Source organism: Micromonospora palythoicola (genome assembly GCF_036689795.1).
GTDB classification, from domain to species: domain Bacteria; phylum Actinomycetota; class Actinomycetes; order Mycobacteriales; family Micromonosporaceae; genus Micromonospora; species Micromonospora palythoicola.
This window is the reverse complement of the sequence record NZ_JBAGKI010000035.1, coordinates 1-18,145: the sequence shown is the minus strand read 5'-3', so window position 1 is coordinate 18,145 and position 18,145 is coordinate 1. Positions and strand designations below refer to the sequence as shown.

At 71.4% G+C, this 18,145-nt stretch carries 16 protein-coding genes; 7 read left to right on the top strand and 9 right to left on the bottom strand.

Translation table 11 applies throughout. The features are described from left to right. Window positions 1-50: 50 nt before the first annotated feature. Both V5O40_RS16900 and V5O40_RS16895 read right to left on the bottom strand, forming a co-directional pair. Entirely contained in the window at window positions 51-1,130 is a 1,080-nt protein-coding gene (locus tag V5O40_RS16900; RefSeq protein WP_332906336.1) for a tartrate dehydrogenase, read from the bottom strand. Continuing rightward, window positions 1,127-1,816, bottom strand: coding sequence for a GntR family transcriptional regulator (locus V5O40_RS16895; RefSeq protein ID WP_332906335.1), 690 nt, complete (start codon window positions 1,814-1,816; stop codon window positions 1,127-1,129). The genes V5O40_RS16900 and V5O40_RS16895 overlap by 4 nt, the downstream gene beginning before the upstream one ends. Before the next feature lie 101 nt (window positions 1,817-1,917). Between V5O40_RS16895 and V5O40_RS16890 the strand changes: the two genes are divergently transcribed. The 6 genes from V5O40_RS16890 (at window position 1,918) to V5O40_RS16865 (ending at window position 8,056) form a co-directional block, all read left to right on the top strand. Continuing rightward, entirely contained in the window at window positions 1,918-3,192 is a 1,275-nt protein-coding gene (locus tag V5O40_RS16890; protein ID WP_332906334.1) for an MFS transporter, read from the top strand. Between the two features lie 10 nt (window positions 3,193-3,202). Continuing rightward, window positions 3,203-4,135, top strand: a complete 933-nt coding sequence (locus tag V5O40_RS16885) for a phosphoglycerate dehydrogenase (protein ID WP_332906333.1) — start codon at window positions 3,203-3,205, stop codon at window positions 4,133-4,135. Next, window positions 4,132-5,742, top strand: a complete 1,611-nt coding sequence (locus V5O40_RS16880) for an FAD-binding dehydrogenase (protein ID WP_332906332.1) — start codon at window positions 4,132-4,134, stop codon at window positions 5,740-5,742. Before V5O40_RS16885 ends, V5O40_RS16880 begins: the two co-directional genes overlap by 4 nt. Before the next feature lie 6 nt (window positions 5,743-5,748). Continuing rightward, on the top strand, window positions 5,749-7,110 hold the full coding sequence (locus tag V5O40_RS16875) for an acyclic terpene utilization AtuA family protein (protein WP_332906331.1): 1,362 nt from the start codon (window positions 5,749-5,751) through the stop codon (window positions 7,108-7,110). Next, on the top strand, window positions 7,107-7,424 hold the full coding sequence (locus V5O40_RS16870) for a DUF4387 domain-containing protein (RefSeq protein ID WP_281581345.1): 318 nt from the start codon (window positions 7,107-7,109) through the stop codon (window positions 7,422-7,424). The genes V5O40_RS16875 and V5O40_RS16870 overlap by 4 nt, the downstream gene beginning before the upstream one ends. 119 nt (window positions 7,425-7,543) lie before the next feature. Further along, window positions 7,544-8,056: a hypothetical protein gene (locus V5O40_RS16865; RefSeq protein ID WP_332906330.1), complete on the top strand. Its 513-nt coding sequence runs from the start codon at window positions 7,544-7,546 to the stop codon at window positions 8,054-8,056. 121 nt (window positions 8,057-8,177) lie between these two features. Here V5O40_RS16865 and V5O40_RS16860 read toward each other — a convergent pair whose 3' ends face one another. The 5 genes from V5O40_RS16860 to V5O40_RS16840 form a co-directional block, all read right to left on the bottom strand. Continuing rightward, on the bottom strand, window positions 8,178-9,056 hold the full coding sequence (locus tag V5O40_RS16860; RefSeq protein WP_332906329.1) for a carbohydrate ABC transporter permease: 879 nt from the start codon (window positions 9,054-9,056) through the stop codon (window positions 8,178-8,180). Beyond that, window positions 9,056-10,078, bottom strand: a complete 1,023-nt coding sequence (locus V5O40_RS16855) for a carbohydrate ABC transporter permease (RefSeq protein ID WP_332906328.1) — start codon at window positions 10,076-10,078, stop codon at window positions 9,056-9,058. The genes V5O40_RS16860 and V5O40_RS16855 overlap by 1 nt, the downstream gene beginning before the upstream one ends. A 10-nt stretch (window positions 10,079-10,088) precedes the next feature. Further along, on the bottom strand, window positions 10,089-11,387 hold the full coding sequence (locus tag V5O40_RS16850; protein WP_332906327.1) for an extracellular solute-binding protein: 1,299 nt from the start codon (window positions 11,385-11,387) through the stop codon (window positions 10,089-10,091). Window positions 11,388-12,024: 637 nt separating this feature from the next. Further along, window positions 12,025-12,756, bottom strand: coding sequence for a hypothetical protein (locus V5O40_RS16845; RefSeq protein WP_332906326.1), 732 nt, complete (start codon window positions 12,754-12,756; stop codon window positions 12,025-12,027). Further along, on the bottom strand, window positions 12,749-13,327 hold the full coding sequence (locus tag V5O40_RS16840; protein WP_408631898.1) for an RNA polymerase sigma factor: 579 nt from the start codon (window positions 13,325-13,327) through the stop codon (window positions 12,749-12,751). Before V5O40_RS16840 ends, V5O40_RS16845 begins: the two co-directional genes overlap by 8 nt. 80 nt (window positions 13,328-13,407) lie before the next feature. Here V5O40_RS16840 and V5O40_RS16835 point away from each other — a divergent pair, with 80 nt between their 5' ends. Then, the gene (locus tag V5O40_RS16835) at window positions 13,408-14,664 is read left to right on the top strand and encodes a YncE family protein (protein ID WP_332906325.1); all 1,257 of its coding nucleotides are present in this window, start codon (window positions 13,408-13,410) and stop codon (window positions 14,662-14,664) included. Between the two features lie 76 nt (window positions 14,665-14,740). Here V5O40_RS16835 and V5O40_RS16830 read toward each other — a convergent pair whose 3' ends face one another. Both V5O40_RS16830 and V5O40_RS16825 read right to left on the bottom strand, forming a co-directional pair. Beyond that, the gene (locus tag V5O40_RS16830; protein WP_332906324.1) at window positions 14,741-16,198 is read right to left on the bottom strand and encodes a hypothetical protein; all 1,458 of its coding nucleotides are present in this window, start codon (window positions 16,196-16,198) and stop codon (window positions 14,741-14,743) included. Further along, window positions 16,195-18,033 (bottom strand): dynamin family protein, encoded by a 1,839-nt coding sequence (locus tag V5O40_RS16825; protein ID WP_332906323.1) that lies wholly within the window; start codon window positions 18,031-18,033, stop codon window positions 16,195-16,197. Before V5O40_RS16825 ends, V5O40_RS16830 begins: the two co-directional genes overlap by 4 nt. Window positions 18,034-18,145: the final 112 nt, after the last annotated feature.

Below are 18,145 nucleotides of genomic sequence, written 5' to 3'. Positions count from 1 at the left end.
TCGGCTCAGGGTCCGTGATCCATGGCGGCGGCGCTACGGCCGGGCGTGCTTCAGCGCTCGCGGACGCGCTCGGCGATCGCGTTTCCCAGTTCGGCCGTGGTACCGATGCCGTGCAGGTCCGGGGTGAGCGGCGACTCCTTCGGCCCGAGCGCCAGGACATCCTCGACGGCACCGAGGAGGTGGGCGGCGGCCTCGGGGTGACCGAGGTGGTCGAGCATCATCGAGCCGCACCAGATCTGGCCGATCGGGTTGGCGATGCCCTGACCGGCGATGTCCGGTGCGGAGCCGTGTACCGGCTCGAAGAGGCTCGGGTGACGGCGGTCGGGGTTGATGTTGGCGCTCGGCGCGATGCCGAGTGTGCCGGTGCAGGCCGGGCCGAGGTCGGAGAGGATGTCGCCGAAGAGGTTGCTGGCGACCACCACGTCGAACCATTCGGGGTGCAGCACGAACTGGGCGGCGAGGGCGTCGATGTGGAACTTGTCGACCCGTACGCGGGGAAACCGCTGGCTCATCGCGGCCACCCGCTCGTCCCAGTACGGCATCGAGATGGCGATGCCGTTGCTCTTGGTCGCCGAGGTGAGGTGCTGTTTGGGGCGGCTCTGCGCCTGCTCGAAGGCGAATCGCAGGACCCGGTCGACGCCGACCCGGGTCATCACCGTCTCCTGGAGCACGGTCTCCCGGTCGGTGCCCTCGAAGATGCGTCCGCCGACGCTGGAGTATTCACCTTCGGTGTTCTCGCGGACCACCAGAAAGTCGATCTCGCCGGGCTCGCGGTCGGCGAGGGGACTGCGGACGCCGGGCATGAGTCGGCACGGGCGCAGGTTCACGAACTGGTCGAAGGTCCGCCGGAACTGGAGCAGGCTGCCCCAGAGCGAGATGTGGTCGGGCACCACCGTGGGCCAGCCGACCGCGCCGAAGAAGATGGCGTCGAAGGCGCGTAGCGTCTGCTCCCAGTCCGGCGGCAGCATCCGCTGGTGCCGCTGCCAGTAGTCGGCGCTGGCGAAGCCGAAGTCGGTGAATTCCAGCCGCAGACCGAAGCGCCCGGCGGTCGCCTCCAGGGTCTCGATTCCGGCCGGTACGACCTCCTTGCCGATGCCGTCGCCGGGGATGACGGCGATCCGGTGGTTCATCGGCTCCTCCGCAGTGCGTCGAGGCCGCCCTGCGAGTCGGCGATGGCGATGCGTTCGGCGGCGGCGGAGTCGCCGGCCCGTAGCGCCCGGACCAGGGCGCGATGGCTGGTGTAACGCTCCAGACCGAAGGTGTCGTCCGCGGCGACCCGCTCCAGGAGCAGCTCCCGTCGCTGCGGACGGGTGAACACCCGGCTCTGGTCGAGCATCCGGACGAGGACCGGATTGTGGGCGCAGGCGTTCACCGTCTCGTTGAACTCCAGCATCGTGTCGAGCAACGCGGTGAGGTGCCGCTCGGTCGGCAAGCCCTGGGCACGCCGCTCCTTGAGCAGGATCAGCAGGTCGTCGGCCCGGTCGAGGATCTCGTCGAGGGTGTCGAGCTGGTCTGCCGTGGCGTGCCGGGCGGCGAACCGGGCGACCAGTCCGCGTAGTCCGACCTCGACCTCGGCGAGGTCGTCGATGGCGGCGTCCCGGATCTCGGCGACCTGCACGGTCCGTGGTCCGATCCGCTCGATCAGCCCGTCGGACTCCAACCGCCGCAGCGCCTCGCGGACCGGGGTGGGGCTGATCGACAGGCGTTCGGCCAGCCCGCGCTCGGTCACCTTCGCTCCCGGTGCGAGTTCACCGGCGGCGATGGCGGCGCGGACCTGACGGTACGCCTGGTCGCCGAGCGTCTCGGTCACTGTCATGGCCACACCCTAACGCATGCCATCGCAAAAGCTGCACGCGACTGTTGACGAACTTGCTATAGCAAACTAGCGTGACGCGGCACACGTTACGTGGAGGCGACATGGCCGAAATGAAAATCCGCGACGAGGTGTCGTATCGAAAGATCACCTTCTTCATCGCGCTCGCGCTGTTCGCGCAGGAGTCGACCTGGAACTTCTACGACAACCAGGTACCCGTCCTGCTGCGCGAGCACGTCACCAGCGCCGCGCTCGTCGGCGTGCTGATGGGCATGGACAACCTGCTGGGGATCTTCATCCAGCCCTGGATCGGCAACCGTTCCGACAACACCCGGACCCGGTGGGGACGGCGCATCCCGTACCTGGCGGTGGGCATGCCACTCGGGGCGCTGTTCTTCCTGCTGCTGCCCTGGACCACCTCGCTGGTCACGCTGGTCGCGGTGATGGTCGCCTACGCGCTCGTCGCGAACTCCATGCGACCGCTCGCCGAGGCGCTGACCCCGGACTTCGTCGCGCCGCGGCGTCGTGGCCGGACCAACGCCGTCGTCAAGATCGCCACGTCGCTCACCATCATCGTGGCGTCACTGATCAGCCTCCTGGTGGTGGACGACCATCCCCGGGCGGCCTTCGTCATCCCGGCGGCGATCATGCTGGTCGCCACCGCCGTGATGATCACCAAGGTGCGCGACAGCCGGTCCCCGGCCTATCGGGCCGCGGTGGCCGAGGACGCGACCGCCGGCGCCGGCGAGACGAGATCGCCGCTGTGGCGGGTCGTCACCGAACTCGTCACCAGCCACGACCGGCGGCGGGTGCTCCTGCTGCTCACCGTCTTCCTCTTCGGCGGCGCCTGGTTCGCCTCCCGGTCGCTGATGACCCCGTACGGCATGGAGGTGCTGGGCCTGACCCGCGGTGAGGCCGGCGGACTCACCCTGCCCAGCGGCGTCGCGTACCTGATCGCGGCCTATCCGGCCGCGCTGGCGGCCGAGCGTTTCGGCCGGCTGCGGGTGATCCTGATCGGCATCGCCGTCTTCGCCGGGGCGCTCGCGGCCGGCGCCGTCGTGCGGACCCCCGCCGGCACGGTCGTGCTGTTCTGCCTCGCCGCCATGGGCGCCGCCGGATTCCTGATCAACGCGGCGGTCGCGTTGTGGAACCTGGCCCCGTCCAGCCGGATGCTCGGCGCCTACACCGGGCTCTACGCGGTCACCTGGTACCTGGGCGGCTTCGCCGGGCCGGCACTGGTCGGCGCGGCGGTCGACCTCGTCGGTTGGACCTGGATGCTGCTCGACATCGCCGTGCTGGCCACGCTCGCGGCCATCGTGGTGATCCGGCTGGCCCGCCTGGAGCGGGCCCGCGCGACGACCCCCGCCCGCACCAGCTGAGAGAGTGCCGATGCCGACCATCCTGATCACCACCGACTACCTGAGCCCGGGTGACGAGGTGGACGCCTACCTCACCGGCCAGGGCTTCACCACCCGGCACGACCCGATGCGCGGCCCGCGTCGGCCGGCGGACCTGATCGCCGCGCTCGCCGACGTCGACGGCGCGCTGATCGCCAACGAGCCGGTGACCGCGCAGGTGCTGGCGGCGTCACCCCGACTGCGGGTGGTCGTGCGCACCGGCGTCGGGTACGACTCGGTGGACGTACCGGCCGCCACCCGCCTCGGCATCAGCGTCAGCAACCTGCCCGGCATCAACGCCAACGCGGTCGCCGAGTACACCGTCGCGCTGCTGCTGGCCCAGGCGCGGCACCTGGTCCCGATGGCGGCCGGGGTCGCGGCTGGTGGTTGGCCGCGCAGGGACGGGCACGAGTTGCGCGGCAGGATCCTCGGCCTGATCGGCCGGGGCGCGGTGGCCCAACGGGTGCGACCACTCGCCGAGGCGTTCGGCATGACGGTGCTGGGCCACGACGTTCCCCTGGAGAACCTGCTCCGCGACGCCGACTACGTGTCGATCCACACCGCGCTGACCCCGCGTACCCGGCACCTGATCGACGCGGCGGCACTGGCCCGGATGAAGCCGACGGCTCACCTGATCAACACGGCACGCGGGCCGATCGTCGACGTGGCCGCCCTGGCCGAGGCGGTCCGGTCCGGTCGGATCGCCGGGGCGGCCCTCGACGTGGTGGACGTCGAACCGCTGCCCGCCGACAGTGTGCTGCGCGGCGTCGACGGCATCACCGTCTACTCGCACATGGCTGGCCAGACCACCGAGGCCCGCCGCGACGCGGGCCTGTGCGGCGCCCGCGAGCTGGTCGCCGCGCTGGCCGGTGATCCGCGGACCTCCGTCAACGCCCACCTGATCGACCCGGAGCAGAGAAGATGACCGCTGACGTGATCGTTGTCGGGGCCGGCCTGGCCGGGCTCGTCACCACCGCCGAACTCGTGGCCGCCGGCCACCGTGTCCTCCTGCTCGACCAGGAGTCCGAGCGCAGCCTCGGCGGCCAGGCGTTCTGGTCGTTCGGTGGCCTGTTCCTGGTCGACTCGCCCGAGCAGCGCCGGATGGGCATCCGCGACTCGCGCGAGCTGGCCTGGGCGGACTGGCTGGGCAACGCCGGGTTCGACCGGCCCGAGGACGAGTGGCCCCGGCGCTGGGCCGAGGCGTACGTCGACTTCGCCGCCGGGGAGAAAAGGGCCTGGCTACGCCAACTCGGCATCAGACTGTTCCCGATCGTCGGCTGGGCGGAGCGTGCCAACAACTCCGTGCCCCGCTTCCACATCACCTGGGGGACCGGGCCGGGCCTGCTGGAGCCGTTCATCGCCAGGGCCCGGGCCGGGAAGGCGGGGTTCCGGTTCCGGCACCGGGTCGACGAGATCGTCCGCACCAACGGTGCCGTCTCCGGCGTACGCGGAAAGATCCTCGAACCGAGCAGCGCGCGGCGCGGCGTCGCCAGCGGCCGCACGGCCGTCGCGGACTTCGAGCTCTCCGCGCCCGTGGTGGTGGTGACCTCCGGCGGCATCGGCGGCGATCACGACCTGGTCCGGCGCAACTGGCCGCAGCGGCTCGGCGTGCCGCCGGCCCGGATGATCTCCGGGGTTCCGGCCCACGTGGACGGCCGGATGATCGGCATCGCCGAGGCGGCCGGCGGCACCGTCATCAACCCCGACCGGATGTGGCACTACGTGGAGGGCGTGCAGAACTGGGATCCGGTCTGGCACGCGCACGGTATCCGCATCCTGCCCGGACCCTCCTCGATCTGGCTGGACGCCCGTGGGCAGCGGTTGCCCGCCGAACTCTCGCCCGGATTCGACACCCTCGGTACCCTCGCCCGTCTGCGGTCCACCGGGTACGACCACAGCTGGTTCGTGCTGACCCAGAAGATCATCGAGAAGGAGTTCGCGCTGTCCGGTTCGGAACAGAACCCGGACCTGACCGGCCGCAGCGTCCGCCAGGTGCTGGGTCGGGTCCGGGCCGGCGCGCCGGCGCCGGTCGAGGCGTTCAAGCGCCGCGGTGCGGACTTCGTGGTGGCCGCTGACCTAGATGATCTGGTCGACGGGATGAACGCGCTCACGGAGACCCCACTGCTGGACCCGGCCGAGGTGCGGCGGGTGGTCGAGGCGCGGGACCGGCAACTGCACAACCCGTTCACCAAGGACCTGCAGATCGCCGCCATCCGGAACTTCCGGAACTACCGGGGCGACCGGCTGATGCGGACCGCCCCGCCGCACCGGATCCTCGACCCGAAGGCCGGCCCGCTGATCGCCGTACGCCTGCACGTGCTCACCCGCAAGACGCTCGGTGGCCTGCACACCGACCTCGACGGGCGGGTCCTGGACGCTGCCGGCCAGCCGGTGCCCGGCCTGTACGCCGCCGGCGAGGCCAGCGGCTTCGGCGGCGGTGGCATGCACGGCTACCGCGCCCTGGAGGGCACCTTCCTGGGCGGCTGCCTGTTCTCCGGCCGGCAGGCCGGCCGAGCGATCGCCAAGAAGTGAGGAACGATGGTCACCACTGCTGATTCCGTACGCATCCTCGTGCCGGTCGGCATGCTCGGCGCCGGCTTCCCGCCCGAGACCGTCGATCGCGGCCTGGCCCTCGGCGCCGACGTGATCGCCGTGGACGGTGGCTCGACCGACTCCGGGCCCTACTATCTCGGTGCCGGTACGGCCAAGACCGCCCGCGCCGCGGTCGCTCGCGACCTGCGCCTGCTGCTGCGGGCGGCGGCCACGGCCGGCATCCCGCTGGTCGTCGGCTCGTGCGGCACCAGCGGCACCGACGCCGGCGTCGACTGGGTCGCCGGCATCACTCGCGAGATCCTCACCGAGGAGGGCCTGCAGTTGCGGCTGGCGACGATCTACAGCTCGCAGCAGGCGGCCGACCTCGATCTGGACCGGATCCGCCCCCTCCCGCCGGCCGGCGACCTCGACCGGGCGACCCTGGAGAGCTGCACCAACATCGTCGGGATGATGGGCCATGAACCGATCGCCGCGGCCCTGACCGCCGGTGCCGATGTGGTCCTCGCCGGACGGGCCACCGACACCGCGGTGGCAGCCGCCTATCCGCTGCTCAAGGGCATGCCGGCCGGGCCTGTGTGGCACGCCGCGAAGATCGTCGAGTGCGGCGGGCAGTGCACCACGAACCCGCGCGCCGGCGGCGTCCTGGCCACTGTCGACCCCACCGGCTTCACCATCGAGCCGCTCGACGCGAGCAACGCCTGCACGCCCACCTCGGTCGCGGCGCACATGCTCTACGAGACGGTCAACCCGTTCAGCATGCGCGAGCCCGCCGGCACCATCGAGGTGGGCGACGCGATCTACCGGGCCCTGGACGAGCGCCGCGTGCGCGTCGAGGGCTCCCGGTTCGCGCCGGCCGCGCAGCACACCATCAAGCTGGAGGGCGCGCGGATCACCGGGTACGAGACGATGTCGTTCACCGCGATCCGGGATCCGCACATCCTCGGCCAGATCGACACCTGGACCGCCCTGCTCCGCAAGATGATCATCGAGTGGGTGTCCGGGACCATCGGGCTGGCCGAGGGCGACTACAGCTTCGACATCCGCCGCTACGGGTACGACGCGGTCCTCGGTGACCTCGACCCGGCCACCGGGCCGCCTCGCGAGGTGGGCGTGATGCTCCTGGTCCACGCGGCGGACCAGGCGACCGCGACGGCGGTCGCGAAGGTCGCCAACCCGCTGATGCTGCACCTGCCCACGCCGGACCTGGACTATCTGCCCAGCCTCGCATTCGCCACCTCACCGGCCGAGACGGAACGGGGACCGGTGTACGAGTTCGCGCTCAACCACGTCGTCGAGGTGTCGTCGCCGACCAGCCTGTTCCGCGTCTGCCTGGAGGACAACCGATGACCGTGGTCGCCGATCTCGCGCTGGAGGTTCGGTCGAAGAACGCCGGGCCGTTCTGGGTGACGATGGAGATCTTCGCCCGGGATGCCGACGCCTACGCCGTCCTCGCCGATCCGTCGTTCCTGGACGCCTCGGTGATCGCCCGCCTCTACGGCGTCGAGGCGGCGGACGTCCAGTTCTTCCGGATTCCCTCGCTGAACGTCGTGAAGATCAGCTACCCGAGGCAGGTGGTGCAGGGCGGCCTGCGCGACCGCGACATCCACGCCGGCCAGCACCACGTGCCGCTGGCCATGCTGGCCGTCCCGCCCGCCAACTGACCCCGCGTCACCGCGGGACGACGGCGGTTAAGCCGAGGGAATCCACCGATTCAAGTCTCGGCCGGTCGTGCTGGAGTTGGTCATCGGCGGCAAGCGGTGCCGCGGCGGAGGGATGACCTATGGAGATCCTCAGCAGGCTGGTAAAGGCCGCGATCGTCGGTGCGGCGCTCGCCACGCTCGTGGCGTGCGGGGGTGACGCGGGCACAGGTTCCTCGACGCCGGGCGACAAGCCGGGCGACGCCCGGACCGCCGACGACGCGGCAGATTCCCTGACCGAGCCGGAGGGCGAGGAGTGTGCACGCCTCACCACCGACGAGGTCGCGGACGCGATCGGGGCCCACGACGGCGGCCAGCACGACTACCAGCTCGGTGGTTGCGTCTGGACGGCGACCTCGGGCGGGCAGGCGCTGCACGCCACGGTCCTGCCCAGGGACGAGTACGAGGCGGTGGCCGAGATCGGGGAGCCGGTGAGCGGATCCGCCGACGGTGCCGTCTACGACGACACGCACGGCGAGCTGTGGTTCCCGTGCGGCAACGGGGAGTTCTGCGGCATCAAGGCCGACATCGGTGACTCGGATCGGCGCAAGGAGGTCGCCCTGCGGATGGGCACGGTCCTGCAGGGCCGGATGTAGCACGCGCCGCACTGGTGGGCCGCCGGACACACCGACGCGCCCGGCTCGCCTCGGTCAGACCTGAGTCTGGGACCGGGGCGGCCGGGCGCGCCGAGGAGTTGTTGCCGCGTCCGCTGACGGATCAGCCCTTCACGGCGCCGGTCAGCCCGCCGACGATCCGGCGTTGGAACAGGCTGAAGAACACCAGTGCCGGGATCATCGACAGGGACGTGAACGCCAGGACCTTCGCCGTGTCGACCGAGTACTCCGAGGCGAAGGCCTGCACGCCGAGGGGCAGCGTGAAGGTCTCCTCCCGGTTCAGGATGAACAGCGGCAGCAGGTAGCCGTTCCAACTCTGGATGAAGGTCAGGATGGCCACGGTGATGACGCCCGGCATGGCCAGCGGCAGCACCATCCGCCAGAAGAAGCCGAGTCGGCTGCAACCGTCGATCGAGGCGGCCTCCTGGATCTCGTCGGGGATCGCCCGGACGAACGGGACCAGGATGATGATGGTCAGCGGGATGCCGAACCCGATCTGCGGCAGGATCACCCCCGGCAGCGTGTTCATCAGCCCGAGGGTCTTGACCAGGATGTACAGCGGGGTGATCGCCACGGTCAGCGGGAACATCAGACCGGCGGCGAACAGCGCGTACATCGCCCCCCGCCCCCAGAATCGGTAACGCGCGATGATGAAGCTGGTCATCAGACCTAGCGTGACCACCCCGGCCGTGGTGGCCAGGGCCACGATCGTGGAGTTGGCGACCTGCTGCCAGAAGGTGCTGCCGGTCAGCACGTCGAGGTAGTTCTGGGTCTGCCAGGTGGTGGGCAGCCCGGCCGGGTCGGTGGTGATCTCCGCGTTGGTCCGGAAGCCACCCAGGATGATGTAGACGACCGGGGCCAGCATCGTCGCGATGAGCAGCAGCGCGACGAAGTACACCGACGGGTCCGTCCAGCTGAACGGCTTCCTCGACCGGGACGACCTGCGCGGTGCCCGGCGTCCGGCTACGGCGGTCACGGCCATCAGCGCCTCCCTCCGGTGATCGCGCCCTCGGTGTCCCGGCGCAGGATGAACCGCTGGTAGAGCAGCGCGGCGAAGAGCGAGATGAAGAACAGCACCACGGCTACCGCGTTGCCGTACCCGTACTCTCCCGCGTTCCGTCCGTTGGCCACCATGTAGGTGGCCATCGTCGACGTCCCGGCGGTCGCCGCCACGTACTGGCCCCAGATGATGTAGACCAGGTCGAACAGTTGCAGGGCGCCGATCATCGACAGGAAGGCCCAGATGCGGATCGTCGGCCCGAGCAGCGGGAGCGTGATGCGTCGCTGGATCTGCCAGTACGACGCGCCGTCGATCGCCGCGGCCTCCGTCAGCTCCTCCGGAATGCCCTGCAGCCCGGCGAGGAAGAGGATGACGGCGAAGCCGATGTACTTCCAGGTGAGGATGCCCATCAGCGTCCAGATCGCGATCTTCGGGTCGGCCAGCCAGTCGTTCTGCAACCAGTCGAGCCCGATCTTGCCGAGGACGGCGTTGACCACGCCCTCCCCGTGCAGCATCAGGCTCCAGCCGGTGCCGACCACCACTTCGGCGATCACGTACGGGATGAAGACCAGCACCCGGATCAGCGTCTGCCCCCGCATCTGCCGGTTCAGCAGCAGGGCGAGCAGGATGGCCGCCGGTCCCTGCAGCAGCAGCGACAGCACCACGATGATGCCGTTGTGCCGCAGGGCGTCGATGAAGGTGCTGTCTTCGAAGATCAGCAGGTAGTTGCGGAGGCCGACGAAGTCCTCAGCGGGCCCGTACCCCTGCCAGCTGAAGAAGCCGTAGTAGGCGGCCATGGCCACGGGAAGGATGACGAAGGACAGGAACACGATGAGTGTCGGCCCCGTCATCAGTGCGATTTCCAGCCGGGCGGCCCAGCCGATGCCCTTGCGCCGGCGGCGCCGGGCCGGGGGCGACACGACCGGCGTGTCACCCCCGACCTTCGTCAGACCCGGGGTCGGGTCCGGCGCGAGCCGTACGCTCTCGTGTTGCGTTTCAGACATGGCGGTTGGACTACTGCGCCCTCTTGGCGGCGTCCTTGACCGCGTTGACGATGCTCTGCGGGTCCCCCTTACCGGCCAGCATGTTCACCACGGCCGTGTTCAGCGCGTTGCCGACGTTCTGCCCGTAGACGGTGTCGAGCCACTGCGAGACGAACGGCGCCTGGTTGTAGGCGGCCAGGATGGACTGCAGGTGCGGCTCGGTGACCGCGGCCTGCGCCTCGCTGTTCACCGGCGGCGCGTTGAACGCCTCGTAGTAGGCCTTCTGCACCTCGGTCTTCGCGATGTAGTTCAGGAAGGCGGTGCACTCGGCCTTGGGGGCCTGCGCCGAGCAGGAGTAGCCGTCGACACCACCGAGGATCGCGCCGGGCTGACCGGCGCCGCCCTCGATGCTGGGGAAGGGGAACCAGCCCAGGTCGGGCAGCGGCTTCTGGTCGGGGGTCAGGGAGGCGATGACGCCGGGGTTCCAGGCGCCCATCAGTTCCATCGCCGCCTTCTTGTTGGCGAGCAGACCGGCGGAGCTGCCGGCACCCTGCTGGGCCGAGGTGGTCAGGAAGCCGCTGTTGAACGGCTCGGTCGCGGCGAAGTTCTGCACGTCCTGGCCGGCCTTGAGCCAGCAGGGGTCGTCGAAGGTCATCGTCTGACCGGCCTGGGTGATGGTCTCCGAGCTGCACTCACGCAGCGCGAAGAAGTAGTAGTAGAAGGCGGCCGGCCAGGCGTCCTTGGCGCCGAGCGCGATCGGCTGGACGTCCGCCGCCTTCAGCTTGGCCACGGCGTCCTGAAGCTCGGTGAGGGTGGCCGGCGGCTGGGCGATGCCCGCCTTGGCGAACAGGTCCTTGCTGTAGAAGAAGCCGCCCGGCAGCACCGCGACGGGCATGGCGTAGACCTTGCCCTCGATCGTCTGCGCGGTGAACGACCCCTCGGAGATCACCTTCTTGGTGTCGTCGGTGATCGAGTCGGTGAGGTCCATCAGCTGGCCGGCCTTGACCATCGCGGCCATCTTGCCGCCGCCGCGCTGCATGAACACGTCGGGTGCGTCGCCGGAGTTGAGCGCGGTCTGCAGCTTGCCGTCCAGGTCCTCGTTCTGGATCGACTGGATCTCGATCTTCACGTTCTGGTTCGCGGCCTCGAAGTCGGCGACGGTCTTCTCCCAGAAGGCCTTGCCCGGGCCGGTGCTGGCGTTGTGCCAGAAGCTCATCGTGACCGAGCCGTCACTGTTGCGACCCTCCGAGTCGCCACCGCCGCAGGCCGCCGTCGCCAGGACGCCGGTTGCCAGGGCCACCGACACAGCCAGTAGTTTTCTCGCCCTCATCAATCTTCCTCTCTGCCGAGTCCGCCCACCTGAGACACCCCTGGGACGAGCCGCCGGCCGGAACGTGCACCACGGCGGCGACGCCGAAGGGTTGTCTCCTGTCGACAGGCGCTGGTCCGGGCTCGGCTCGCGGTCGCATCGCGATCAACCTCGGAGTGACCCAGGCCACCGACGGCCAAAACGGTCGCAGACTTGTCCGAAAAAAACAAGACACGTTTCCGAAACTTCCGTGACCTAGTGACGGAGTTGGTGACCTCGCTGGTCAGTAGGTCTTGTCGGCGGCGGTAGCAGGGCGGTCACGACGGTGGCTCTGCGTGACAGCGTGTTCGCGCTAACAACCACTGCCCCGCATAGGGGCCGGAATCGTCCGGTAGCTGGTCCGGTTGCTGCTCTGCACGGCACCGACGACCGGACGGCTCTCATCTCGGTCCCGGAAAAATCCCGGTAGGAGTCGGAGTGCCGTCACCCGGCCCGGTCGGGGAGGAATCGTTGTGTGGCCGTTACGAAGGTGATACCGAATCCCGGCGGGCGGGCCCGCCCGAGGAACCTCGGACGCCATGGTTGATCACGCTTACATCCGCAATTCGTCGTCAGCATCGGTCGACCATGACGAAGCGCGAAACCGGCGGGTACGGCGTCACTGGAGCGTGGTGGCGATCGTGACCGACTCCGCCATGGTCAGATTGCCTTCCAACCGATACGTCACCCCGGCGTCCTCCCAGATCAGGGTCGCGGCGGCGAGGCGGGCACTCGCCTGGCGGACGACCCCGTCGCGGTCGGTGTAGGAGATCGGGTGCGGTCCGTCGATCCAGATCGCCTGGGCCGTACCCACCTGCGTCCACTCGGTGTCCGACCCGCCGGCCTGCTTGAGGAAGACCGGATCGAGGCGGCCGTCGAAGATGTCCAGGCGGAGGGTGCCGGCCCGGTAGAGCAGGCTCGCCACCCGGTGCCCGCCGGTGTCGTCCGGGTCGGCCAGCAGGGCCTGCTCGGGTGGGCCCAGCACGGTCGGCGTCCGGATCGGGAAGCGCACCAGCCGTCGCGCCTCGTCGAGGGTGGCGGAGCGCTGCCCCGGCGGCGGGGACGGGACGCCCGACGGCGGCGTCGCGACCGGGGCGCTGCTGATGGTGACGCCGGCGAAGCGGAACAGGCCCGCCATCGCGTCGGCGAGCGCGGCCCGTCCCGGCGGCAGCACCGCCACCAGCAACGCGGCCAGGCCTGCTGCCAGCGCATACCGCCAGCGCCGTCGGCCCGCGTCGCGGGCGGGCGGTGCGGCGGCCAGCCGGGCGCGCACTCCGGCCGTGACGTCCGGTGGTTCGGGGGTCGCCAGCCAGGCGGACAGGTCACGCAGCTCCCGCTCCAGGTCATCCACGACTGACCTCCTCCACGGCGAGCAGACCACGCAGTTTCACGAGCGCCCGCGAGGTGCGCGACTTCACCGTTCCCCGGGGCCAGCCCAGCATGGTGACCGTCTCGTCCTCGCTGAGGTCCAGCAGGAAGCGGCAGACGATGACCTCCCGGTCCCGGGTGGGCAGCGACCGCAGGGCCCGCACGAGGGCGGCCCGGCGTTCCCCGGCGAGGAGCGCGCCGACGGCGTCGTCCTCGACGATCTCCGAGCCCGGTGCCACCCGCGCCGCGCGCAGCACCAGCCCGTCGCGCCGCTGCCGGGTGCGGTGCAGGTTGCGCGTCTCGTTGGCCACGATCGCCAGCAGCCAGGAGCGGAACGACGATTCGCCGCGGTAGCGGTCGAGCTTGCGGTACCCCTTCACGAACGCCTCCTGGATGACGTCCTCGGCGTCGGAGCCCGCGCCGAGCAGCACCGCGGTGCGGTACGCGGCCGCGGTGTGCCGGGCGACCAGGGACTCGTACGCCGCCAGGTCACCCGCCTGCGCGCGGGTGACGAACTGCTCGTCGTCCAGGGCAACCTCCGGTGGGATCACCACTACTGACACCGCCCACGCCGAACGGGTTCCATCGGGTCGAGAAGGAACCCGGGCCGCTCCGGCGGTGTCACCGGGTCATGATGGCGAACACGACGATCTCGCGGCGTACCCTGCTTGGCGCCCTGGCCGGGGCCGGAGCCGCCGCCCTGGTCGGCTGCGACCCGACCCCGACCCCGACCCCGGCCGCCGCCGACCCGCTACCGGACCCTCTCCTGGTCACCCTCGACGGCGGCCTGACGGTGTTGCGGGGCACCGACCGGCAGTCGATCGGCGCCGGGGTGGCCACCGCCGACGGGCGGCTGGTGTGGACCGCCGTGCCCGACGGAGCCGACACCCTCCTGTGGCGCGTCGACGCCGGCCGCGGCAACGCCTCCGAGCGGGTGCGGCTGCCGGGCCGGTGGGTGCCGCAGACCACCTCCACCGACGGCACCCGGCTGGCGTTGACCACCGAGCACCTGAGCGCCACCGGGGACCGTCCCGCCGGGCGCGACGAGACCCTCGTGTTGATCGCCGACGCCGCCGGGGTGCGGCAACGGTTGCGGCTGCCGGGCACCGTCGTGCCGGAGGCGTTCACCCACGACCTGGCCGGACTGTTCGTGCTGGAATGGCTGCCGCCGGCCGCACCGGACCGCTACCGGGTACGTCTGGTCGACCTCGCCACCGGGATCGCCGGGCCGCTGTTCACCCGCGCCAAGACGCCGGTTCCGCCGGGCGCGGAGGAGGAGATGCGCGGCGACGGACGGCAGGCGGTGCTGGCCCCGAACCGAACCGTGCTCTACACGCTCTACACCCACCAGCCCGACCACCAGCACACCCGGGACCGGATCAGCGGCCGGCCGGGCCGCGACGTGCACGCCTTCGTCCACACCCTGCACCTGGAGCAGCGGTGGGCGTACTGCGTGGACCTGCCGCACCCGTTCGGGGAGGGCGGCGCGGACGGCCACACCATGGCGATCACCCCCGACGGTGGCCGGCTCTACGTCGCCGACGCCGGCTCCGGCGCCGTCGCGGAGATCTCCACCGAGGAGCTGACCGTACGCCGCGTCGCCGCCCTCGCCGCCGGTGGTGCTCCGGCGTACGCGGCGGCCTCCGCCGAGCGGCTGTTCCTCGGTGCCGGCAACGCCGTGCGGACCGTCGACCTGGCCGGTCTCGCCGTCACCGCGGAGCGGGCGACCGCCGACCCGGTCGGCGGACTCGTACTCAGCGCCGACGGCACCCGTCTCTACCTGGGCCAGCGGGCGGCGGTGTGCTGGCAGGATCCGGTCACCGGCGGCGAACTCGGCCGCGCCGCCGTGCCCGGCCTGGTCGGCCTGCACGGTCCGGCCCGACCCGCCTGACCGGGTACCGGTCCCGACGCGGCCGGTCGTCGGCTGCGCCCGGACCGGCCCGGTGAGACGTATCCTCGACACCGCACTAGCGGGCGTGGGCGGCGGCCAGGTCGGCGAGCAGGCCCTCGCAGCTGCGGGCCACCACCTGCGCGCCGCGGCGCTGCGGCAACGGGAGTCCAGGGTCCTCGGCCCGTTCCCGCCACCGCCAGCGTGCCTCGGCGGCGGTCTCCCACAACCACGCCAGCGTCGCTTCGGGGGCGATGCCGAGCCGGGCCGCCGGGTCGTCACCGTCCCCACCGACCAGTCGCCGTGCCTCGGCGGCCAGCTCGGTGTCGAGGCCGAGCCGGCCGTCGCGCAGCGCCGCCAGCAGCCGCGACTCGGCGAACTCGTGCGCACCGGCGAGCAGCTGCTCCAGCGCGGCGAGCAGGTCGCCGGTGGCCGGACCGGGTTCGTCGCGCAGCAGCGCCTCCACCGCGACCAGCGTCGACCGGGCCTTGAGCACGTGCCGGCGGTCGACGAAGAGGCGGTTGAGGGACTCGCGCAGCTCGCCGAGGCCGCTGCGCCGGACCAGCTCGGCGGCCAGGGCCACCCGGTTGTCGCAGCCGGTGCGGACGAGGGTGGTCGCCAGGCGGATCCCGACCACACCGAGTCGCTCCAGCAGCGCGCCACGGGTGGCCGCGTCCAACCCGGCCGGTGGCTCGCCACGGGCGAACCGTTCGGCGGAGAGGAGGTACGGCTCAAGCTCGGCACGCGGCACCCGGGACAGGGTCGCCAGCGCGGCGAAATCGCTTTCGCCGAGCACTCGACCGGCCAGGCCGAGCAACCCGCTGCACGGCACCACCGTCAGGCACAGCGCGTCCACGTGCGGGTCCCGCAGCGCCCGCCGGGCGAGCTGACGGGCACCGAGCAGCGCGTCGACCCGACCACCACCGGACTCGTCCACCCGGGACAACACCATGATCGTGTGAACCGGCGCCGCCTGCCCGACGACGCCCTCCCGGGTCGCCGCCAGGGTCCGCAGGTCGGTGCCCCGAGCGTCGCGGGTCAGGTACAGCAGCGCGTCGGTCTCCCGCAGCACCCGGTTCAGCACCGGATCCGCAGTCGGCTCGTCGGTAGCGCCGATCGCCGGGGTGTCCAGCAGGGTCACCTGCCGCAACGAGCGGGCCGGCCACCGCACCACGATGTCGCGCAGCTCTCCGGCCCGCCAGCCGGTGAGGTCGACCCGCATCCCTGTGCCGGAGCGCAGCACCGCCAGCCGCTGCGGCGGATGACTCGTGGAGTACCCGGTGGCGTCCGGCTGCGGCCCGTCCTCGTACCAGGTGAAGGCGCTCCCGTCGACCGGGGCCACCTCCTCACCCATCAGGGCGTTGAGCAACGTCGATTTTCCGCTGCGCCAGCCACCGACGACGGCGACCCGCAGCGGCTGGTCGTAGCGGGCCAGTTGACGCCGCAGCGACTCGGCGGCGCGGGGGTTGTCGCGGTAGCCGTGCAGCGCCCGGTGCAGCAGGTCCCGGACCGCCGCGTCCAGCCGCGCGCCGGTCATGCCAGTGACGCCGGGCGGGCGGCGGTGACCTGCTGCGCCTGCTCGTACAGCTGGGCCAGGCGGACCATCCGCTGCTGGATCTCGCGTTGCCGTCGCTCCCGGACCGCCGCGTCGGTGTCGGCCGCCTCCTTGGCGCTGCGCAGCGACTCGATGATGGCGGTCTGCAGCTCGTCGGTGAGCGCGGCGAAATGGTCCCGCAGCACCCGCTGCGCCCGGCGGGCCGCGTCCCGGCTGTCCTTGCTGACCTGGATGAAGAAGTCGTCGACGTGCCGCTGCACCGCCGCCTTGACCGTGGCCTGCCGGCGACGCAGCAGCTGTTTGCCCTCGTCGCGGATGCTCTTGCCGCCGAACAGGGCGCCGGCGCCGATCGAGATCGGGTTGATCATGGGTAGGCCGGCGAGCGTCAGCGCCAGGCCGAACATCAGCAACCCGCCGTAGGAGCCTTTCATGCCGGTGAACACCTTCTGGCCGACGGTGAACCGGTCGACGGTGGGACGTTCCAGTTCCGGCACCGTGGCGCCGTACTCCACCGAGGCGGTCAGCGGCCACGGCGGCAGCGACCCGTGCCCGTACCGGGCGAATGACTCGGCGACCCGTCGGGCGATCCAGTCGCACCGCTGGACCAGCCACCGCCGGTTCGCCGTGGCCGCCTCGACGAGGCTCTGCTCCAGCCACTGCGCGACGGCGTCCCACGCCACCAGGGGGTCGGCGGTCTCGAACGCCTCGTCGACCATCCGCAGGATCTGCCGGGTGCGCTCGCGCAGGTCGTGCTCGATGTCGGAGATCAGATCGGCCATCTCGTCGGTCAACGTGTTCTGCCACCGGGTGGCGCACCGGCGCAGCTCGTCGACCTCGCGTTGCGCCGCGTGCAGCCGGGCCATCGGCGCGGACTCTTCGGCCGAGCGCTGGTCGGTCAGTTCCGCCCGCAGCGGCGCGGCGAGCTGCTCCACCACGGTCCGTGCGGTCAGCACCACGGCGGCCCGGGCCAGGGTGTCGGGCTTGGCGGCCAGCTGCCGCCGGAGCAGGGCGATCAGCGCCGGGAACCCGGATTCCGCGTTGAGCGCGTGGTCGTCGGTGGCGGCGGCGTGCAGGCGCAGCGCGGCGGACACCGGGATCAACGGGACCGGCACCCCGGCGTCGGCCAGGTGCCGCCGGTTGCGGTCGGCCACGGCCCGCCAGTCCGGCACCAGGTCCGTCTTGGTCTGCACCACGGCCACGTTGGAGTGCGACCGGGTGAGGTGCAGCAGCATGTTCAGCTCGTTCACCGACAGGTCCCGAGTGGAGTCGGTGACCAGCAGGACGGTGTCCGCGCGGGCCAGGGCGGCGACCGGGGTGCCGGCACCCACGGCGGAGACGTCACCGCCGCCCGGCATGTCGACGAGCACCACGCCCGCGCCGAGCAACGCCCGCGGCAGGCCGACCTCGATGTACGCGGGGCCGCCGCCGGGCAGCCGACCGGTGCTGCCACCGACTCCGGCGGCGATCTGGTCGGTCGGCACCGGTGTTCGTCGCACGGCCGGCGGATCGGCGGCCGGCGGCGTACCCGGCCTCGGCAGTGGCGTCTGCACGACGGTCGCCGAGGCGACCTCGCCGTGCCGCAGCACCGTCGGCAGGACGGTGGTGGTCCCGTCACCGACCGGGCAGACCGGCGCGTTGACGATCGCGTTGACCAGCTGGCTCTTCCCCTGGTTCGGTTCGCCGACGACGAGCACGGTCAACGTCGGATCGAGCAGGTGTGCGCGCTTGAGGCGAACCGCCTGAAGCAGGTCGCCCCGACCGTGTTCCTGGCACGTGCGGGCGATGTCGTCGAGCGCGTCGAGCCAGATTCCCGCCATCACCGCACCAAGTGTGCTGAATTCGGCGCACTTATCAAGTGCGAGGCGGCGAGCGGGGGCCGCCCCCCCCCGGCCGCCCCCCCCCGCCGGCGGGGGGGCGAGTGGTCCCGGG

Excerpts from the sequence above, each read along its gene's own strand:
- V5O40_RS16875 (WP_332906331.1), top strand. The coding sequence starts at position 5,749 with ATGGTCACCACTGCTGATTCCGTACGCATCCTCGTGCCGGTCGGCATG.
- V5O40_RS16880 (WP_332906332.1), top strand. The coding sequence starts at position 4,132 with ATGACCGCTGACGTGATCGTTGTCGGGGCCGGCCTGGCCGGGCTCGTC.
- V5O40_RS16855 (WP_332906328.1), bottom strand. The coding sequence starts at position 10,078 with ATGTCTGAAACGCAACACGAGAGCGTACGGCTCGCGCCGGACCCGACC.
- V5O40_RS16850 (WP_332906327.1), bottom strand. The coding sequence starts at position 11,387 with ATGAGGGCGAGAAAACTACTGGCTGTGTCGGTGGCCCTGGCAACCGGC.
- V5O40_RS16830 (WP_332906324.1), bottom strand. The coding sequence starts at position 16,198 with ATGACCGGCGCGCGGCTGGACGCGGCGGTCCGGGACCTGCTGCACCGG.
- V5O40_RS16895 (WP_332906335.1), bottom strand. The coding sequence starts at position 1,816 with ATGACAGTGACCGAGACGCTCGGCGACCAGGCGTACCGTCAGGTCCGC.
- V5O40_RS16825 (WP_332906323.1), bottom strand. The coding sequence starts at position 18,033 with ATGGCGGGAATCTGGCTCGACGCGCTCGACGACATCGCCCGCACGTGC.
- V5O40_RS16835 (WP_332906325.1), top strand. The coding sequence starts at position 13,408 with ATGGCGAACACGACGATCTCGCGGCGTACCCTGCTTGGCGCCCTGGCC.
- V5O40_RS16890 (WP_332906334.1), top strand. The coding sequence starts at position 1,918 with ATGGCCGAAATGAAAATCCGCGACGAGGTGTCGTATCGAAAGATCACC.
- V5O40_RS16900 (WP_332906336.1), bottom strand. The coding sequence starts at position 1,130 with ATGAACCACCGGATCGCCGTCATCCCCGGCGACGGCATCGGCAAGGAG.
- V5O40_RS16865 (WP_332906330.1), top strand. The coding sequence starts at position 7,544 with ATGGAGATCCTCAGCAGGCTGGTAAAGGCCGCGATCGTCGGTGCGGCG.
- V5O40_RS16885 (WP_332906333.1), top strand. The coding sequence starts at position 3,203 with ATGCCGACCATCCTGATCACCACCGACTACCTGAGCCCGGGTGACGAG.
- V5O40_RS16860 (WP_332906329.1), bottom strand. The coding sequence starts at position 9,056 with ATGGCCGTGACCGCCGTAGCCGGACGCCGGGCACCGCGCAGGTCGTCC.
- V5O40_RS16870 (WP_281581345.1), top strand. The coding sequence starts at position 7,107 with ATGACCGTGGTCGCCGATCTCGCGCTGGAGGTTCGGTCGAAGAACGCC.